The sequence below is a fragment of the Paraburkholderia sp. J7 genome (genome assembly GCF_905220155.1).
Taxonomy (GTDB): Bacteria; Pseudomonadota; Gammaproteobacteria; order Burkholderiales; family Burkholderiaceae; genus Paraburkholderia.
This window is the reverse complement of sequence record NZ_CAJMYZ010000013.1, coordinates 31044-48794: the sequence shown is the minus strand read 5'-3', so window position 1 is coordinate 48794 and position 17751 is coordinate 31044. Positions and strand designations below refer to the sequence as shown.

Here is a 17751-nt window from a genome sequence, read left to right as displayed (position 1 = left end):
AGACGAACTGTTCGGAAGTGTGCATGGGATCGTGCGTCACTGATCGCAATAATGCTCCTACCGGGAAGGCGCTTCAAGTCCTGATCAGCAAGCCTTCCGGAGGCCGCCCGAGGGTGATCGGCGGCCATCTGCAAGGAGCACGGCAATGCGCGAAATCCGAATCTTCGAACTGGAACACGGCGAGCCCGTCGAAACCTGGCGGCTCGCAGAGGCTATGCAATTGCATGTGAGCGAAGGCGAAATCTGGCTCACGATCGCGGGCGACGCCGGCGACTACTGGCTGCGCGCCGGCGAATCGATTGGGCTTGCGGCGGGCGTGCGCGTTCACGTGAGCGCAGGCCGCGAGGGCGCGCGTTTCGTGCTGGCGCTGGGCGGCGCAACCGCCGAAGCGCCGGCGCGGACGTTCGCACCCGTCGACATGGAGCGCGTACGCGCGGCGGGCGCGAGCAGTGTCGCGGCGCGCATCGGCGAGGCGTTGCGCGGCTGGGCGCAGCGCGGGCAGTGGGGTGTCCGCGCTGCGGGTTGAGCGTGTTGCTCGTTGCTTTTCGCTCCGGTTACGCGATGTGCCTGCCAACGTGCCGCACATCGCCGGCCATTTCCCCCACATAGCGTGCGCGCGGGCGGATCAGCCGGCCATCGGCGGTCTGTTCGAGCGCATGCGCAATCCAGCCCGTCACGCGGCCGGCGGCGAACAGCGTGAACGCCGCGCCGCGCGGCAGTCCCAGTACGCGTTCGATGGCCGCGAGCGCGTAGTCGAGCGTCGGGCGCGCACCGCTCGTCTCGGCCACGGCCTGCGCGAGCGCGTCGACTTCGTCCATGGGCGAGCGCGCCGGCGCACGCTGTGCGAGCAGGTCCAGCAACAGGCGCGCGCGCGGGTCGCCATCGGGATAGAGCGGGTGGCCGAAGCCGGACAGCGGCACCGCCGCGCCGAGGTCGTCGGGCGCGAGGCGGTCGGCCAGATAGCGATGCAGGTCGTCGGCGCGCGCGGCTTCGTCGAAGAGCGCGGCCACGCGCGTGGTCTCGCCGCCGTGGCGCGGCCCGGCCAGCGCGGCCAGGCCGCCCGTCGCCGCGCCGAACAGATGCGTGCCGGTCGAGGTGATACAGCGCACCGTGAACGTCGAGGCATTCAGTTCGTGGTCCGCGCACAGCACAAGTGCCGCGCGCAGCAGGTCGGTTTGCGCGCGCGAACGCACGCCCCACGCTTCGCCTAGCTGGCGGTGCAGCGGCTCGTTCGACGGCGCGGCGGAAACGAGCGCCGCCGCGAGCAGGCGCATGAGCATCGCACCGGTGTCGATTTGCGCGTCGCGGCCCTGCGCCCAGATGCGCGGCATTTGCGCGGCGGCGGCCGGCAACAGCACGAGCGCACGTTCGAGCGGCGTGTGCCCACTCCAGATCTTCAGCCATGCCGACCATTGCGCGGCCGCGATGGGCGCCTCGGGCGCCTGCAGCACGCGGCGCGGCGCGCATTGCCAGAGCAGCGCCGCGACGTCTTCGAGCGAAGCCTCGCGCGCGAGCGCGATGGCGTCCTGCCCGCGATAAAAGAGCTTGCCGTCGGCGATCAACGTGATCGACGATTCGAGCACGGGCACGCCCCAGTCGAGCACCTTCTGCGCGACCTTGCCCGCACGCTTGCCGTCGGCCTTGCGGCGCGCGAGGCGCCGCACCTCGGCGGCGTCGTAGCGGTTGTGGCGGCCATTGGGCGAGGGCGCCGAGGCGATGAGCCCGCGGCTCACATAGGCGTAGAGCGTGGCCCGGCTGATGCCGAGTTCGGCGGCGGCTTCTTCCGCGGTCATATAGCTGGACATGGTGGCTCGCCTCCTGGAACCGGAGAAATCAATCTATGTTGATCATGATAAACAAGATTGATCCAGGATTCGAGCGGCGCGACGATTCGTGACATCAATTCAGCCCGTTTTCTCCACGCTCTCCTAGCAAAAGGACTCCACACCATGACGCCACGCGACGCGCTCGAACACCTCTGGATGCTGGCGGGCTGCGACCCGTCCGCGCTCGGCTGGCTCGATATGGAAGGCGGCGATCCGGGCCTGCCGTCGATCTTTCGCGTGGGCACGCTCGCTGCGGCGAGCATTGGCGCGGCGGGGCTCGCGGCGGCGCAACTGCACGCATTGCGCTCGGGCCGGCAGCAGCGCGTGGCGATCGACGTGCGCCGGGCGCTTGCCGCGTTTCGCAGCGAACGTTATTTGAGCGTGGACGGCAAGCCGCCCACGGAACTGCGTCATCCCGTGACGGGCCACTTCCCGACCGGCGACGGCCGCTGGATCCAGCTGCACGCGAACTTTCCGCATCACCTTGCGGGCATCCTGCGCGTGCTCGAATGCGCGGACGACCGCGACGCCGTGGCGCGCGCGATCCTCGGCTGGGAGGGCGCGGCGCTCGACGACGCGCTCGCGCAAGCGGGGCTGTGCGCCGCGCTCGTGCGTGCGCCGCGCGAATGGGCCGCGCATGAGCAGGCCAAGGCGGTGGCGAGCTTGCCGCTCTTCGAGATCGAACGTATTGGCGACGCGCCCGCCGAGTCGCCGCAAGCGGGCGCCGGTGCGCGTCCTCTGGAAGGCGTGCGCGTGCTCGACCTCACGCGCATCATCGCGGGTCCGGTGGCGGGGCGCACGCTCGGTCAACACGGCGCGGACGTGCTGCTCATCAACGGTCCGCATCTGCCGAACATCGCGCCGCTCGTGATCGATAACGGCCGCAGCAAGCGCTCGGCCGCGCTCGACCTGCGCGATGAAGCCGCGTGCGAGCAATTGCGCACACTTGTGCGCGACGCCGATGTGTTCGTTCAAGGCTACCGGCCAGGCGCGCTTGCCGCGCGCGGATTCGCGCCCGAATCGCTTGCGCAGTTGCGGCCCGGCATCGTGTGCGTGTCGATCAGCGCGTATGGGCATCGCGGGCCGTGGCGCGAGCGGCGCGGCTTCGACAGCCTCGTGCAGTCGGCGAGCGGAATCGTGTGGGCCGAGAGCGTCGCCGCGGCAAAACATGACAACGGCGGCCGGGACACCGCGCAGCCGTTCGCCGCGGCGCGACCGCTACCGTGTCAGGCGCTCGATCACGCCACTGGGTATCTCGCGGCATTCGGCGCGATGGTCGCGCTCGCGCGGCGCGCACGTGAAGGCGGCAGCTGGCACGTGCGCCTTTCGCTCGCGCAAACGGGTCGCTGGCTGCAGACGATGGGCGCGCTCGAAGACGGCCAACGCGTGCCCGACGTGGGCGTCGCCGATCTCGCCGATTGTCTGGAGGAAATGGAGTCGCCGTTCGGACGCGTGCGCGCGGTGGCGCCCGCCGAACGGCTCGAACTCACACCCGCGTTTCACGCGCGGCCACCGGTGCCGATCGGCAGCGATGCGCCGGTGTGGAGCGCGCGGTAGAACGAACAGGCGCAAACAGGCGCGATCAGGCGCCTGCGCGCGTTTTAGCAAGCTACTTGCGCAATTCCGCGACGAAATCGTAGTAGTCGTTGCGGCAGTACGTATCGGTGAGTTCGATGGCGCGCTGATCGGCGGTATAGCCCACGCGCGTGATGAGCAGCAGCGCCTCGTTGGGCGCGATGCTCATCTGCCGCGCGATTTCCTCGCTCGCATTCACGGCGCGAAAGTGTTGCAGCGCGCGCACGATCGACAGTCCGCGCTGTTCGAGAAAGCTATAGAGCGAGTCGCCGATCGCGTTCGGATCGGGAATCAGCGCGGCGGGGAAGGTGGAGTTCTCGACGGCCATGACGATGCCGTCGGCCAGACGCAGGCGCTTCAGGCGCGTGACGGCGGCTGCCGGCGAAAGGCCGAGCTGGATCACCTCGTCGCGGCTCGCGGGCTGGATCTCGCGCGAGAGCCAGCGCGAGCTGGGCGTGAAACCGCGCTGGCGCAGCATCTCGCTGAAGCTCGTGAGGCGCGAGAGCGGGTCTTCGATACGCGGCGTGATGAAGCTGCCCGCGCCTTGCGTGCGGCGAATCAGGCCCTGCTCGACGAGCAGCGCGATCGCCTTGCGCGCCGTGATGCGCGAAACGCCGAGAGACTCCGCGAGTACGCGTTCCGAAGGCAGGGCTTCGCCCGCGTTCCAGCGATTGTCGTGAATCGCGACGCTCAGCTTGCGTGCGAGCTGCAGATAGAGCGGCGTGTCGTTGTCCGGGTCCGGGCGCAGGTCGCGCCAGCGGTCTTCCGTGGGTGCGTTCATGGGAGGCGTGCATGAAAGGCGAACGGCAATTTTATGTCATCGGCGTGCGATCACGGAAATGAACGGCTTGCGAGAGTGCGTATGACCGCATTGCGCGCGAGGCGATACACTGGCCGTTCGTTGCCAGTCAGCGCCGTTGCAGCGCGCAAAGGGAGATCATGACGACCGATATCGCAAGCGTCGCATTGCCGGACGGCGAACGCATTCCGAAGCTCGGGCAGGGCACGTGGGAAATGGGCGAGCGCAGCGCGCATCGCGCAGCGGAAATCGCCGCGTTGCGCGAAGGCGTGGCGCTCGGCATGACGCTCATCGACACCGCCGAGATGTACGGCGACGGCGCGACCGAGCGCCTCGTCGGCGAGGCCTTGCAGGGTTTGCGCGACGAAGTGTTTCTCGTGAGCAAGGTGTATCCGCACAACGCGAGCCGCAACGGCGTGGTGCGCGCGTGCGAGTCGAGCCTGAAACGCCTCGGCACGGACCGGCTCGATCTTTATTTGCTGCACTGGCGTGGCGGCGTGCCGCTCGAAGAGACGGTCGAAGGGTTCGAAGCGCTCGTGCGCGCGGGCAAGATCCGCCACTGGGGCGTGAGCAACTTCGACACCGACGACATGGAGGAACTGTTCGCCACACCCGGCGGCGACGCGTGCGCGACCAACCAGATCCTCTACAACATCGCGCGGCGCGGCGCCGAATTCGACCTGCTGCCGTGGAGCGCCGCGCATCGCATGCCGGTGATGGCGTATAGCCCCGTCGATCACGCGCGCCTGCCCAGGCGCTCGCCGCTCGACGACATCGCTCATGCGCACGGTGTCTCGGTGTATCGCGTGGCGATGGCGTGGGTCCTGGGTCAAAGCGGGGTCTGTGCGATTCCGAAGGCAGGACGCGTGGAGCACGTGCGCGACAACCGTGCGGCGCTCGATCTCGTGCTCGGCGCAGAAGAGCACGCGGCGCTCGACGCCTATTTCAAGCCGCCGCGCAGCAAGCGTCCGTTGGAGATGCTGTAACGAGCGATTGAGGTACGCGCTTCTCGTGCGCGGTCATCGCCGGCGCCTGCGTATCGCGAGCAGACAGCCCGCATGGCCGCGTGGGAACGCCACACGTGTCGCGCATCCGGCGACCGGCCCACGGCGGCGGTGCCCGGCCGGGGGACCGGGACGCCGCCGCCGACGCCAGGACTGGCGCGCCTGGCCATCGCGCCAGATCGGGGTGGCTGCAGCGGTTTGCCTGCACCGCCGTACAGGCTCAATGACCGCTGCCATGGCCGCCACCGTGTCCGCCGCCGTACCCGCCGCCCGGGCCGCCCGACGGTCCACCCTTGCCGAATCCACCTCCGAAACCACCGCCGAAGCCGCCGAAACCCCCGCCAAAGCCGCCGCCAAAGCCGCCGCCGAATCCGCCCGATGGGCCGCTCGCCGATCCGCCGTGGCTGCCACAGCCACACCCGCCTGAACTGCCGCCGCCGTTGTTGCCACCACCGTTGTTGCCGCCGCCGTTGTTGCCGCCGCCGTTGTTGCCGCCACCGTTGTTACCACCGCTGTTGTTGCCACCGCCGTTGTTGCCACCACCGCCTTTCCCGCCGCCGGAGTTGCTGGAACCGCCTCCCGAACCGCTCGGTCCCGTCCCTCCTATGCCAGAACTGCCGCTGCGGCCAAGCCCTCCCGTGCTGGCCGTAGCGGCGCCCGCGCCGCCGCCGCTGCTTCCGTTGCTGCCACTCGACGACCCCGAGCCGCCATGGCCGCCGCCGTTGCCTCGAAAACACGCGCTGCCTGTCGTACGGCTAATGCAATCGTTCGGCGCGAACACGGTAGAAACGTCGCTCGCCAGGATGGTTGAATCGGAGTCCGAATCAGTTTTCGATAAGGTGCCGGCAGCAGGCGAACCTGCAGCAGGCGACTCCTCAGCAACCGGCGCGCTGAAGGCCCCGAAGCCTTCCGCCCCGCTCGCGGGCATGGGTGCGTCCGCGAGCAGGATCACCGGATTGATGGTGTCGCCTGCGGCGCGGGCGGCGACCGCGGTGAACAGAACACCCACGCCCACCGCACACATTCCCGCTCCCCGACTTATCCAGTAGCAGTACTGATGATTATTCGTCTTTTTCATCTTGTTCTCCCCGCGAGGTGGCAGCAGTGATGCCCTGCCGTCCCTCATGCCCCCGTGCAGGCTGCACGCCTTGTGCGCGTGCGCCGACTCCGTCAGGCTCGCAACCCGCTTCGCGCCGGCGTGGATGATGCTTCGATCCGGCTCGCGCGGTACTCGCCAAACAAAAGGCACCCGGTCAGGCCGCGCGCAGGATGACCGGTTTGTGCAGGACTACTTGTTGATTGTCGGGGCCCATGGTGTGGGACGGCAGATTACAAGCGCGTCGAGCGGCCGGTCATCCGTTCGCCCGGTGCGACACCCCGCGTGTGTCGGGGCGGATTGCACTGGATTGCAGCGGCCGGATGCCTGGTGCCGATGTAGCCAGTTTTGTGCCATCGGCCGGGGAGGGGCGTGCAGGGTGGACTTAACAATTGATGTGTCGCCCGCGTGGCAGAAAAAACGCGGAAAACGTTACGGCGATGAAACGCGCGCGCCGAATGGCGTGATTTGCGTTGCGAAAGCGGACAGCGCAACGAACCTGGCGCGCGATATGAGCGCTATCGCACGTTCAGGTTGCCGCTTGTGTGGACGTGGTGGCGCGCTGTTGCGCACGCAATTCGTCTACGGGAATGTGGCAAAGAATGCGATGACCGCGGCTCGCATCGGCGAGCGGCGGCGGCGCTTCGTCGCAAATGGCGCCGACTTTGCGCAGGCAGTGCGCGCTGAAAATGCAGCCACGCCCTGTGGCCTGCGTGCCGTTTGCCGGAGCCGCGCCCAACGCGCGCGCGGCCAGCAGCGTTTCTGTATACGGATGCCACGGGCCGTCGAACACCGCGCCAGCCGGACCGCTTTCGACGATGCGGCCCGCGTAGAGCACGACGATGCGATCGGCGAGATAGCGCACGACATCGAGGTCGTGCGAGATGAACAGGTAGCTCACGCCGCGTTCGCGCTGCAGGCGTGCAAGCAGGTTGAGAATCGCGGCCTGCACGGAGACGTCGAGCGCCGAAGTGGGCTCGTCGCAGATCACGATGCGCGGCTCGCCCGCAAACGCCTGGGCAATCGCCACGCGCTGCTTGAGGCCGCCCGACAGTTGCCGCGCGCGCGCCACGAGATAGCGCGCCGGCACGCGCACGGCTTCGAGCAGCCCCGCGATGCGCGATTCGTCTGAGGCTTGGTGATCTTCCGGCGTGTCCTCACGCGGCCGGGAAAGCGCACGCTCGATCAGCTGTTTCACCGGCAGCGCACGATTGAGCGAGGCATCCGGATGCTGGAACACGACGCGCAGCGCCGCACGCTCGTCGGCGCGACGGCGCGCGACTTGAGCGTGCAGGCGTTTGCCGTCGAGTTCGACGGCGCCGCCCGCGTCGGGCGCGTGCAGGCCGAGCAGCATGCGCGCGAGTGTCGTCTTGCCGCTGCCCGATTCGCCTACGAGGCCGAGCGTCTCGCCCGCATGCAACTCGATCGACACGCCGTCAAGTGCACGCACGGCGTGCGCGCCGTGTCCGAAGGTGCGCGAGACGTCGAGCGCCCGCAGTACGACACGCGGTTCGTCATCGGCGTTCGTCGGGCTATGGCTCGATGGCTGCGAGCCCTCGCCGCCGCCGATCAAATTGCCGAACGGCAATTCGATCGCGCGCTCGTAATAGTGGCAGCGCGACATCTGCTCGCCGTGCGGCGACGTCATGCGATGCGGCGGCGGCGCTTCCACGCGGCAACGCGCGTCGGCGAGGCGGCAGCGCGGGGCATAGATGCAGCCTGGCGCGCTCGCGCCAGGCGCCGGCAACTCGCCCGGTATCGTGTCGAGCGCGCCTGCGTGCTTGTTGCGCCCATGCGCCGGCAGGCAGCGCAGCAGGCCCACCGTGTACGGATGCCGCGCGCGCTCGAACACGTCGCGCGTGACGCCTTCCTCGACCAGCCGCCCCGCGTAGAGCACGCCCACGCGTTCGCACATGCGCCCGATCACCGCGAGGTCGTGGCTGATGAGCAGCACCGCCATGCCCAGCTCCGCGCGCAGCTTGGCGATGAGGTCGAGCACCTCGGCCTCGACGGTGGCGTCGAGGCCCGTGGTCGGTTCGTCGAGGATCAGGAGCGCGGGGTTCGACGCGAGCGCCATCGCAATCACCACGCGTTGCTGCATGCCGCCCGATAGCTGATGCGGATAGCTCGCCAGCACGCGGCCCGGATCGGCGATGCGCACGCGTTCGAGCATCGCATGCGAGCGCGAGCGGGCCACGCTCGCGTCGGCGCCCGCGGCTTCGAACGCTTCGTTCAACTGGCGGGCGATCGTGAGCGTGGGATTGAGCGCACTGGCGGGGTCCTGATAGACCATCGACACGGCGTTGGCGCGCAGCGTGCGCAGGCCGTCGGCGTCGAGCGCGAGCACGTCGTCGCCTGCAATCGCGATGCGCCCGGCCTTCACGCGGCCGTTGCGCGGGAGATAGCGCAGTGCGGCGAGCGCAACCGTCGACTTGCCGCAGCCCGATTCGCCGACGAGCCCATACGCTTCGCCGCGCCGGATGCACAGCGAGACGTCAGTGAGCACGTCGCGCTCGCGCCCGCGCACGCGGTAAGCGACGGTGAGGCCGACGAGCGCGAGCGCGTCGTCGTCGCGTGGCGCGCTAAAGGTGGCGAGAGCAGGGCGTGAAGAGGCGGGGCGGTTCACGATTGAAGCACCTCGCGCAGGCTGTCGGCAATGAGGTTCACGGCCACCACGAGCGAGGCGATGGCGAGCGCGTCGAACGCCACCGACCACCACGCGCCGCCTGCGAGCAGCGTGTACGACTCGGCGAGCGCGAGCCCCCAATCGGCGGAAGGCGGCTGGATGCCGAAGCCGAGGAACGAGAGCGTCGCCACCGCGAAGATCGCATAGCCGAGGCGCACCGTTGCCTCGACGACGATGGGCGGCCATACGTTCGGCAGGATCTCGGTGAACATCACGTCGAGCGCGTTCGCGCCGCGCAAACGCGCCGCCGCCACGTAGTCGAGATGGCGCTCGGCGAGCACGGCCGCGCGCACCGTGCGTGCGATGAGCGGCGCGAACGTAATGCCGATCACGAGCACGACGGCGAAATTCGAGGCGCCCACGGCCGCGAGCACGAGCAGCGCGACGATCACGAGCGGCAGCGCGAGCACCGCGTCGAGCGTGCGCGCGACGAGGGTGCCGAATGCACCTTCGAAATAGCCCGTCACCAGGCCGAGCGCCGCGCCTGCGAGCGTGCCGACGAGCGTGGCGAGCGGCGCGATCGTGAGGATGTCGCGCGCGCCCACGATCACGCGCGAGCAGATGTCGCGGCCCAGCTGATCGGTGCCGCACCAGTGCGAAGAGTCGGGCGGCAGCAGCGAGCTGAGCGGGTCGGACGCGTAGGCGTCGTGCGGCGCGAACCACGGGCCCGCGAGTGCGCAGACAATCCACCATACGAGGATCAATGCACCCGCGACGAACGAGGGCGAGCGCAGCAGCAGATGCAGCGTGTCGTGCAAACGCGTGTCGGCAAGCGTTTCTTCTCCCGGCTCGCCGGGTGGCTGCGCATCGGACGGCTTGCCGCCCGAGGAAATTGATTCGGATGCCATATCGTTTATGCGCCTCCCGGCGTGCGCAGGCGCGGGTCGAGGAGCGCGTGCAGCGCATCGGCGGCGAGATTGGCGAGCGTGTAGACCGCACCCACTGCAAGCACGCCCGCTTCGAGCAACGGGAAGTCCTTGGTTTTCGCTGCGTTGAAGATGAGCGAACCTACACCCGGATAGCGGAACAGCGATTCGACCACGACGAGCCCGCCGATCAGATAACCGAGCTGCGTGGCCGCCACGGTCACGCTGGGCAAGAGCGCATTGCGCAGGACGTGCCGCACGATCACGACGTGGCTCGGCAGCCCTTTGAGAATCGCGGTGCGCGTGTAGTCGGCGTCGAGCGCCGTGATCGTGCCCGCGCGAGCGATGCGCGCGAGATAGCCAAAGAACACCAGCACGAGAGGCAGCACGGGCAGCACGAGGTGACGCAATTGTTCGAGCGCGCCCGCGCCGGTGGGCGCGGTGGCTTCGATGGGCAGCCAGCGCAGCCACACGCCGAAAATGAGGATCAGCACGATCGACGAGACGAACTCCGGCACGGCGCTCGCGCATAGGCCGCCGGTGCTGATCGCGCGGTCGATCAGGCGGCCTTCGTGGAGCGCCGCCCACACGCCGCCCGCAATGCCGAGCGGCACCACCACCACGAACGCGAGCAGGCCGAGCTTCGCCGACTGCAGGAGCGCGTCGCCCACGAACGGCGCCACGGGCTCTTTATAGCTCCACGACATGCCGAAGTCGCCGCGCAGCGCATGCGTGATCCACGAGGCGTACTGATCGAGCGCGGGCCGGTCGGCGCCCAGTTCATGATTGAGCGCGGCCACGGCGCGCGCGTCGGCGAGCGGGCCGAGCACGGCGCGGCCGATGTCGCCTGGCAGCAACTGGCCGCCCGCGAACACGAGCACCGAAAGCAGCCAGAGCGTGTAGATCGCCCACGCAGCGCGCCTGCCAAGAAAGCGCGCGACGCCCGCACGCGGGGCGAATGCGCGCGCGGCGCCTGTCGGCTTCGACATGGGCGGGAGCGGAGTAGCCATCGGACCTCCGTTGCGGGTGCGCCAGCCTCGCGTGCCGGCTCAGGCGGCGAGCGTCGCGCGGTCGAAGTAGAGCTGGGCGAGCGCCGTGAAGCGCACGCCGGAAAGCACGGCGCGCTGCGCGATCAACTGGTCGTAGAAGTACGGGATGATCACGGGCGTCTCGTCGAGCAACAGCGTCTGGATCTGCCGCGCCACCTGCTTCTGGGCCGCCACGTCGAGCGTTGCTGCGAACTGCGCGACCAGCTTGTCGTACTCGGCGTTGCGAAAGTGCGCAGCATTCCACGTGCCGCCCGAGGTGAGCGGCGCGTTGAGAAACACGTTCGGCACGCCCCGATGCCCGTAGTCGGTTATACCGAGCGGCGAGTCGAGCCAGTCCGATTTGCCGAACGTGCCCGCGCCGTAGTACTGCGACTGGCTCTCCACCTTGAGCGTGATGCGAATGCCGACCGCCTTCGCCGCGTTCTGCACGACCACGGCGAGGTCCGGTATCTCCATGTACTTTTCGGTGGTGAGCGTCACGTCGAAGCCGTTGGCCACGCCCGCCTGCGCGAGCAACTGGCGTGCCTTCGCGACATCGATCTTGCGCTGGGGCACGTCGGTTGCCGTAGAAGGAAAGATGGGCGCGAACGGACTGTCGTTGCCCACCTCGGCGCGGCCCTTGAAGAGTCCGCGCACGAGCACGTCGCGATCGAGCGCCAGCGCGAGCGCCTGGCGCACCCGCTTGTCCTTGAACGTGGGCGAGTCGTTGCGCATGTGGATCTGGCGATGCGCGCTCGAGCGCACGCCGATCACCTTGAAGTCGGGATTGTTCAGGATACCGATGCCGCCCTGCACGGTGAAGGTGCCCATCACGTCGGCCTGGTGGCCTTGCAGCGCGAGCAGTTGCGCCTGCTCGTCGGCGTAGAACGCGAATTCCACGCGTGCGGGCAGCGCCTTGTCGCCCCAGTAGTCGGGATTGCGCACGAAGCTCGCGCCGCGCCGCGCTTCGAACTTGTCGAGCTTGAATGGCCCCGTGCCGATGAAGCTCTTTTCGTAATTGCCCGCATAGTTGGCGGGCAGCATCACAGCGTTGTAGTTGTCCGAAGAAACGTAGTAGGCGAAGTTGCCATTGGGCGCGTCGAGATGGAACTCGACCGTGTGGTCGTCGATGGCCTTCGTCCCGCCTTTCGAAAGCACGCCCTTGAGGACCGAGAGCGCCGCCGAGCCGGTTGCCGGGTCGGCGAGACGATCGAAGGTCGCCACCACGTCTTTCGCGCCGAACGGCTGGCCGTCGTGGAATTTCACGTTGGGGCGCAGCTTGAACGTCCAGACGTCTGCTTTCGCGTTGGCTTGCCACGAGAGCGCGAGGGCAGGTTGCAGATGGCCTTGCGCGTCGTCGTTGGCGAGGAATTCACCGGTCTGGTTCAAGAGACACAGCGCGCCCGCATCGGTCACGGTGAGCGGATCGACAGCGCCGGCAGGCATGAGGTGGGCCACGCGGATCGTCTGCTCGCCGGGCTTGCCCGCGCCCTGGGCGTGCGCGCTGCGTGGCACGCCGAGCCCCGCCAAAGCGGGCAGCGCCGTGAGGCCGACCGCGCTCGCATAGCGCAGCAGCTCGCGGCGCGTGAGGCGGCCGGCGGCGAATTCGTCGAGCGCATGGTTGCCATGGTCGCCGGCCTGAGGGCGCAGCGCTTCGAGGCGGCAGAGGAGCGGACGGCGGGACTGCGGTCGTTTCATCGGTGCGGGTTTCCGTGCGATTCCGTTCAGGGGACGCGCGAGGCCCAGGGGCGTGCGCGACGGCGGCATGCGGTACGGCAGACGACGAATGGGTGCAGCTAAGGCAGCGAATTGAAACTGAGCGAAACGATTGATGAGGCTATTGCGCGCAATAGCTGGGGACTAGTTTACGCGCTTTCGGCAACCGAGGCGAAGGGTAGGGGTTTCGCGGGGTTGCGCGCCGAGCGAGAAACAGCGCGTGCGTTTTAGCGGACCGCAGCGGGACGGCGCCAGCGATGGAAGAGCACCGAGCCGATCCAGCACGCGATGAACGCCGCGACGATGCCGTAGCCCAGCTCGCCGAAGCGCGCGTTCAGGCCGGCGATGAGCGTCCACGCGCCGCCGCTGGCGCCGAGCTTGTCGGCGATGAGCCCGAGCGCTTCCACGCCGCCGATCACGATCGCCACGAGGGCGGAGACGAAGGTGATGCTCGCGTTGTAGTAGAGCTTGCGCCTCGGGTCGTCCATGGCCCAGCCGTAGGCGTGGACCATCAGCACGTTGTCGGTGGAGTCGACGAGCGTCATGCCCGCGGTGAAAAGCGCGGGGAACACGAGAATCGAATACATCGGCAAGCCCTTGTCCGCTTCGGCGGCGGCGATGGCGAGCAGGCCGATTTCGGTGGCCGTGTCGAAGCCGAGGCCGAACAGCACACCCACGGGATACAGGTGCCAGCTCTTCGTGACGAGTGCGAAGAGCGGACGCAGTGCGCGCGAGAAGAGGCCGGCGCGGGCGGGCGCGGCGGCGGCCGCGAGCGCCGCGTCGTCGCCCTGTTGCGCGCGCCGGTAGCGCATCCATACATCGCGCAGGATCACGAGGTTCACGCCCGCGAGCACGAGCAGGAACGTCGACGAAACGAGCGTGCCGATCGTCGAGCCGATCTCGTGGAACCGCTCGAAGCGGCCATGCAGCGAGAGCGCCGTGAGCGCGATGCCGAGCGTGGCGGCGATCACGACCGTGGAGTGGCCGAGCGAGAACGCGAGGCCCACGCCGAGCGGGCGCTCGCCCCGCTGCATGAGCTTGCGCGTGACGGCGTCGATGGCGGCGATATGGTCGGCGTCCACCGCGTGGCGCAGGCCGAAGCCGTAGGCGAGCAACGCCGTGCCGAGCAGCAGCGGGTAGTGGCGAAACGCGATCAGCGCCCACGCCCAGGCGCCGAGATTGGCGGCGATGAGCGCGGCATAGAGTGCAACCAGGCGGGGGCGTAGCGAGGCGGTGGGTGTCGTCATCGCGTAAGTAGGGGCACTTGCGGCCGGGCGTTCAATGGTCGTGCGGATGGCGGTGGATCGGATCGACCCAGTACACGGTTTCCGGCGCTTCGACGGCGTCGATGTTCAGGTTCACCACCACGGCCTCGTTGTCGCTACGCACGAGCACGCATTCGAGCGGATCGTCGGTGCTCGCGTTGATCTCCTGGTGCGGCACGTAGGGCGGCACGAAGATGAAGTCGCCTGGGCCCGCCTCCGCCGTGAACTCCAGATGCTCGCCCCAGCGCATGCGTGCGTGACCGCGCACGACGTAGATCACGCTTTCCAACGCGCCGTGATGATGCGCGCCGGTCTTCGCGTTCGGATGGATCGTGACCGTGCCCGCCCAGATCTTTTGTGCGCCCACGCGCGCCGCATTGATCGCGGCCGCGCGGTTCATGCCGGGAGTCTGTGCAGTGTTCGTGTCGAGCTGATCGCCGCGTATCACCTTGACGCCGTTTTCGCGCCAGTCGACCGGTGCGTCGTCGTGAGGGTGGTCATGAGGATGCTCATGGTCGTGGTCGTGACTCATCGTCGTGTCTCCTTGACTGTGTGCGTCTCAGCGTTATCGCCGCATTGTGGCACGGTCAAAATTGCGCCGCGCGCATGTAAAAAAGCCCGTCCGCAAGGGGACGGGCTTTCGTGTGCGCGGCAACGCCTGCACGTGGCCGGCGCGCTGCCTGCACTACGCCTTCTTCGCGTTGATGACCGCTTCGGCCACGTTCTGCGGCGTTTCCGCGTAGTGCTTGAACTCCATCGTGTACGTGGCGCGGCCTTGTGTGAGCGAGCGCAGCGACGTGGAGTAGCCGAACATCTCCGAGAGCGGCACTTCGGCGCGCACGATCTTGCCGCCGCCGCCCGCGATGTCCTCCATGCCCTGCACGATGCCGCGGCGGCTGGAGAGATCGCCCATCACGTTGCCCATGAAGTCCTCGGGCGTTTCCACTTCCACGGCCATCATCGGTTCGAGCAGAACGGGCTTGGCCTTGCGCATCGCTTCCTTGAAGGCCATCGAACCGGCCATGCGGAAGGCGTTTTCGTTCGAGTCCACGTCGTGGTACGAGCCGAACGTGAGCGTGACCTTCGTGTCGACCACGGGGTAGCCCGCGAGCACGCCGGCCTTCAGCGTCTCCTGGATGCCCTTGTCGACAGCCGGGATGAACTCGCGCGGAATCACGCCGCCCTTGATGGCGTCGACGAACTCGTAGCCCTTGCCCGGCGGCTGCGGTTCGAGCGTGATGACGGCGTGGCCATACTGGCCGCGCCCGCCCGACTGCTTGACGAACTTGCCTTCGACATCTTCGACCTTGTTCTTCACGGTCTCGCGATACGCGACCTGCGGTTTGCCGACCGTCGCCTCCACGCCGAACTCGCGCTTCATGCGGTCGACGAGAATTTCCAGGTGCAGCTCGCCCATGCCCGAGATGATGGTCTGGCCCGACTCTTCATCGGTTTGCACGCGGAAAGAGGGGTCTTCCTGCGCAAGCCGGTTGAGCGCGATGCCCATCTTTTCCTGGTCGGCCTTGGTCTTCGGCTCGACGGCCTGCGAGATCACGGGCTCGGGGAAGATCATGCGTTCGAGCACGATGGCATGCGCCGGGTCGCAGAGCGTGTCGCCCGTCGTCGCTTCTTTCAGGCCCACTGCGGCCGCGATGTCGCCCGCGCGCACTTCCTTGATTTCCTTGCGCTCGTTCGCGTGCATCTGCAGGATGCGGCCGAGGCGCTCCTTCTTGTCCTTGGTCGCGTTGAGCACCGTGTCGCCCGAATTCACCACGCCCGAATAGACGCGGAAGAAGATCAGCTGCCCGACGAACGGGTCGGTCATGATCTTGAAGGCGAGCGCGGAGAACGGCTCGTCGTCGCTCGGGTGGCGCTCGATTTCCTTGTCGTGGAGGTCGTGGCCGAGAATCGCGGGCACGTCCACCGGAGAGGGCAGGTAGTCGATCACGGCGTCGAGCATGGCCTGCACGCCCTTGTTCTTGAACGCGCTGCCACAGAGCATCGGCACGATCTCATTGGCGATCGTGCGCTTGCGCAGGCCGCCCTTGATTTCCTCTTCGGTCAGGCTCTCGTGGTCGTGAAGATACTTTTCGAGCAGCGTTTCGTCGGCTTCGGCGGCGGCTTCGACCATCTTCTCGCGCCACTCGTGCGCAAGCTCGACGAGATTCGCGGGGATCTCTTCATACTCGAATTTCACGCCCTGGCTCTCGTCGTCCCACACGATCGCCTTCATCTTCACGAGATCGACCACGCCCTGGAAGTGATCTTCCGCGCCCACCGGAATCTGGATAGGCACGGCCACGCCTTTGAGGCGCTCGCCGATCTGCCGCTGCACGCGGAAAAAGTCCGCGCCCACGCGGTCCATCTTGTTGACGAACGCAATGCGCGGGACCTTGTACTTGTTCGCCTGGCGCCACACGGTCTCCGACTGCGGCTGCACGCCGCCCACGGAGTCGTACACCATGCACGCGCCGTCGAGCACGCGCATGGAGCGCTCGACTTCGATCGTGAAGTCCACGTGCCCCGGCGTGTCGATGATGTTGATGCGGTGTTCGGGGTAGTTGCCGGCCATGCCTTTCCAGAACGCGGTGGTCGCGGCCGAGGTGATCGTGATGCCGCGCTCCTGTTCCTGCTCCATCCAGTCCATGGTCGCCGCGCCGTCGTGAACCTCGCCGAGCTTGTGATTCACGCCGGTGTAGAAAAGGATGCGCTCGGTCGTCGTGGTTTTGCCGGCGTCGATGTGAGCGCTGATCCCGATGTTGCGATAGCGCTCGATGGGGGTCTTGCGAGGCACGGTGATCTCCTTGGAATGACGCGCCATGGAAGCTGCCGGGCGGCACGCGGCGCGGCCAGCGCGCGGCCCGATGCGCCGCACGGCGCGCGCGGTCTTGGCACGCGCGATGCGGGGGGATTAATAGGATAGCGCTTGCGCGCCGGTTTTGCAGGGCGCATGTCGCAGCGCGGGAAGGCGGGCGCAGCGGGCCACCGCCGAGCGCTCCCGCGCCCGGCGGGGCGCCGCGCGTGCGGGCGCCGGCGTGGCGCTTATGGGTGCCATTCGTGAAGCGCAACGCGGGCGCAAAAAAACCGGCGCCGCGTGCGTGCGGGGCCGGCTTGTGCTTTTCGCGCTGCGCGCGTTGGGCAACCGCTTACTGCAGCGGCGGCAGTCCCTGAATCACCATACCGGGCTTGATGCCCTTGGCCGTGAACCAGCCCTTGGGCATTTCGAGCGCGAAGGTGCCGTTATTGCGCGGGCAGTGATTGTTGGTTGTTTCGGCCTGCATCTCGTCGATGTCGGTGATCGTGCCGTCGGCGCGAATGAAGGCGATCGACAACGGGATCAGCGTGTTCTTCATCCAGAAGCAGTGCACGGCGTTTTCGCCGAACACGAACAGCATGCCTTCATTGGGCCCGAGCTGCGAACGGTACATGAGGCCTTGTTCGCGGTCCGCGTCGTTGGCGGCGACCGCGGCGTCGATCACGAACATGCCTGCCGTGAGCTTCACGCGCGGAAATTCGCTGGGCTGCTTGGCCCCCGGCGGCATCTGCTGCGCCAGCGCGATATTCGACGTCGCCGCCGCGGTGAACGTGAGCGCCGCGAAAGCGGCGAATGGCAATGCGACGACAAGCGCGCAGCGCACGAAGAACGAGCGCAGGGAAAATCGCACGAGAGACTCCTTGCTGTAGGTTAATCCGCGCATGTTACGCGACCAGGTCAGAACGGGTCAAAATGCGCGGCGCGGTTCACGTCGTCATTCGTGTCATCGACGTGATGCGGTGAGCGCGCATGTCAAAAAAAGCCTGTAAATCATGCAGTCAAACAAAAAGGCAGAACGCCTTGCGGCGCTCTGCCTTTCGTCGCGCTGAAGAGCGGCAGCGAATGCCGTTCCTCG

At 67.7% G+C, this 17751-nt stretch carries 14 protein-coding genes; 3 read left to right on the top strand and 11 right to left on the bottom strand.

Features of this window, described 5'->3' with window-relative positions:
- The first annotated feature begins 145 nt into the window (after positions 1–145).
- Positions 146–526, top strand: coding sequence for a DUF2917 domain-containing protein (locus tag U5A58_RS21455; protein WP_321962942.1), 381 nt, complete (start codon positions 146–148; stop codon positions 524–526).
- Positions 527–554: 28 nt separating this feature from the next.
- Here the strand turns inward: U5A58_RS21455 and U5A58_RS21450 are convergent, their stop codons facing one another.
- Positions 555–1805 carry a citrate synthase family protein gene (locus U5A58_RS21450; RefSeq protein ID WP_321962941.1) on the bottom strand — a complete coding sequence of 417 codons (1251 nt, stop codon included), beginning with the start codon at positions 1803–1805 and terminating at the stop codon, positions 555–557.
- 144 nt (positions 1806–1949) lie between these two features.
- Between U5A58_RS21450 and U5A58_RS21445 the strand changes: the two genes are divergently transcribed.
- On the top strand, positions 1950–3383 hold the full coding sequence (locus U5A58_RS21445; RefSeq protein ID WP_321962940.1) for a CoA transferase: 1434 nt from the start codon (positions 1950–1952) through the stop codon (positions 3381–3383).
- A 52-nt stretch (positions 3384–3435) separates the two neighbouring features.
- Here the strand turns inward: U5A58_RS21445 and U5A58_RS21440 are convergent, their stop codons facing one another.
- Entirely contained in the window at positions 3436–4182 is a 747-nt protein-coding gene (locus U5A58_RS21440; protein WP_233882636.1) for a GntR family transcriptional regulator, read from the bottom strand.
- A gap of 158 nt (positions 4183–4340) precedes the next feature.
- Here U5A58_RS21440 and U5A58_RS21435 point away from each other — a divergent pair, with 158 nt between their 5' ends.
- The gene (locus U5A58_RS21435; protein WP_321947145.1) at positions 4341–5186 is read left to right on the top strand and encodes an aldo/keto reductase; all 846 of its coding nucleotides are present in this window, start codon (positions 4341–4343) and stop codon (positions 5184–5186) included.
- 238 nt (positions 5187–5424) lie between these two features.
- Here U5A58_RS21435 and U5A58_RS21430 read toward each other — a convergent pair whose 3' ends face one another.
- The 9 genes from U5A58_RS21430 to U5A58_RS21390 all read right to left on the bottom strand — a co-directional run bounded on the left by U5A58_RS21430 (position 5425) and on the right by U5A58_RS21390 (position 17526).
- Complete coding sequence (locus tag U5A58_RS21430) at positions 5425–6282, bottom strand: hypothetical protein (protein WP_321962939.1); 858 nt, start codon at positions 6280–6282, stop codon at positions 5425–5427.
- A gap of 547 nt (positions 6283–6829) precedes the next feature.
- Positions 6830–8926, bottom strand: coding sequence for an ABC transporter ATP-binding protein (locus U5A58_RS21425; RefSeq protein WP_321962938.1), 2097 nt, complete (start codon positions 8924–8926; stop codon positions 6830–6832).
- Complete coding sequence (locus U5A58_RS21420; RefSeq protein WP_415774271.1) at positions 8923–9834, bottom strand: ABC transporter permease; 912 nt, start codon at positions 9832–9834, stop codon at positions 8923–8925. The genes U5A58_RS21425 and U5A58_RS21420 overlap by 4 nt, the downstream gene beginning before the upstream one ends.
- 5 nt (positions 9835–9839) lie before the next feature.
- Entirely contained in the window at positions 9840–10841 is a 1002-nt protein-coding gene (locus U5A58_RS21415; protein ID WP_415774276.1) for an ABC transporter permease, read from the bottom strand.
- 60 nt (positions 10842–10901) lie between these two features.
- Positions 10902–12578: an ABC transporter substrate-binding protein gene (locus U5A58_RS21410; protein ID WP_321962936.1), complete on the bottom strand. Its 1677-nt coding sequence runs from the start codon at positions 12576–12578 to the stop codon at positions 10902–10904.
- Positions 12579–12823: 245 nt separating this feature from the next.
- Positions 12824–13843, bottom strand: a complete 1020-nt coding sequence (locus U5A58_RS21405) for a HoxN/HupN/NixA family nickel/cobalt transporter (protein ID WP_321962935.1) — start codon at positions 13841–13843, stop codon at positions 12824–12826.
- Positions 13844–13874: 31 nt separating this feature from the next.
- Positions 13875–14393, bottom strand: coding sequence for a cupin domain-containing protein (locus U5A58_RS21400; RefSeq protein ID WP_158758472.1), 519 nt, complete (start codon positions 14391–14393; stop codon positions 13875–13877).
- Positions 14394–14546: 153 nt separating this feature from the next.
- Complete coding sequence (fusA, locus tag U5A58_RS21395; protein ID WP_321962934.1) at positions 14547–16655, bottom strand: elongation factor G; 2109 nt, start codon at positions 16653–16655, stop codon at positions 14547–14549.
- Between the two features lie 352 nt (positions 16656–17007).
- A complete protein-coding gene (locus U5A58_RS21390; RefSeq protein WP_321947135.1) occupies positions 17008–17526 on the bottom strand; it encodes a DUF192 domain-containing protein in 519 nt (172 codons plus the stop codon).
- Positions 17527–17751: the final 225 nt, after the last annotated feature.

Bases quoted from the DNA above. Each gene is read 5' to 3' on its own strand.
- U5A58_RS21455 (WP_321962942.1), top strand. From the start codon at position 146: ATGCGCGAAATCCGAATCTTCGAACTGGAACACGGCGAGCCCGTCGAA.
- U5A58_RS21450 (WP_321962941.1), bottom strand. From the start codon at position 1,805: ATGTCCAGCTATATGACCGCGGAAGAAGCCGCCGCCGAACTCGGCATC.
- U5A58_RS21445 (WP_321962940.1), top strand. From the start codon at position 1,950: ATGACGCCACGCGACGCGCTCGAACACCTCTGGATGCTGGCGGGCTGC.
- U5A58_RS21440 (WP_233882636.1), bottom strand. From the start codon at position 4,182: ATGAACGCACCCACGGAAGACCGCTGGCGCGACCTGCGCCCGGACCCG.
- U5A58_RS21435 (WP_321947145.1), top strand. From the start codon at position 4,341: ATGACGACCGATATCGCAAGCGTCGCATTGCCGGACGGCGAACGCATT.
- U5A58_RS21430 (WP_321962939.1), bottom strand. From the start codon at position 6,282: ATGAAAAAGACGAATAATCATCAGTACTGCTACTGGATAAGTCGGGGA.
- U5A58_RS21420 (WP_415774271.1), bottom strand. From the start codon at position 9,834: ATGGCATCCGAATCAATTTCCTCGGGCGGCAAGCCGTCCGATGCGCAG.
- U5A58_RS21415 (WP_415774276.1), bottom strand. From the start codon at position 10,841: ATGTCGAAGCCGACAGGCGCCGCGCGCGCATTCGCCCCGCGTGCGGGC.
- U5A58_RS21410 (WP_321962936.1), bottom strand. From the start codon at position 12,578: ATGAAACGACCGCAGTCCCGCCGTCCGCTCCTCTGCCGCCTCGAAGCG.
- U5A58_RS21405 (WP_321962935.1), bottom strand. From the start codon at position 13,843: ATGACGACACCCACCGCCTCGCTACGCCCCCGCCTGGTTGCACTCTAT.
- U5A58_RS21400 (WP_158758472.1), bottom strand. From the start codon at position 14,393: ATGAGTCACGACCACGACCATGAGCATCCTCATGACCACCCTCACGAC.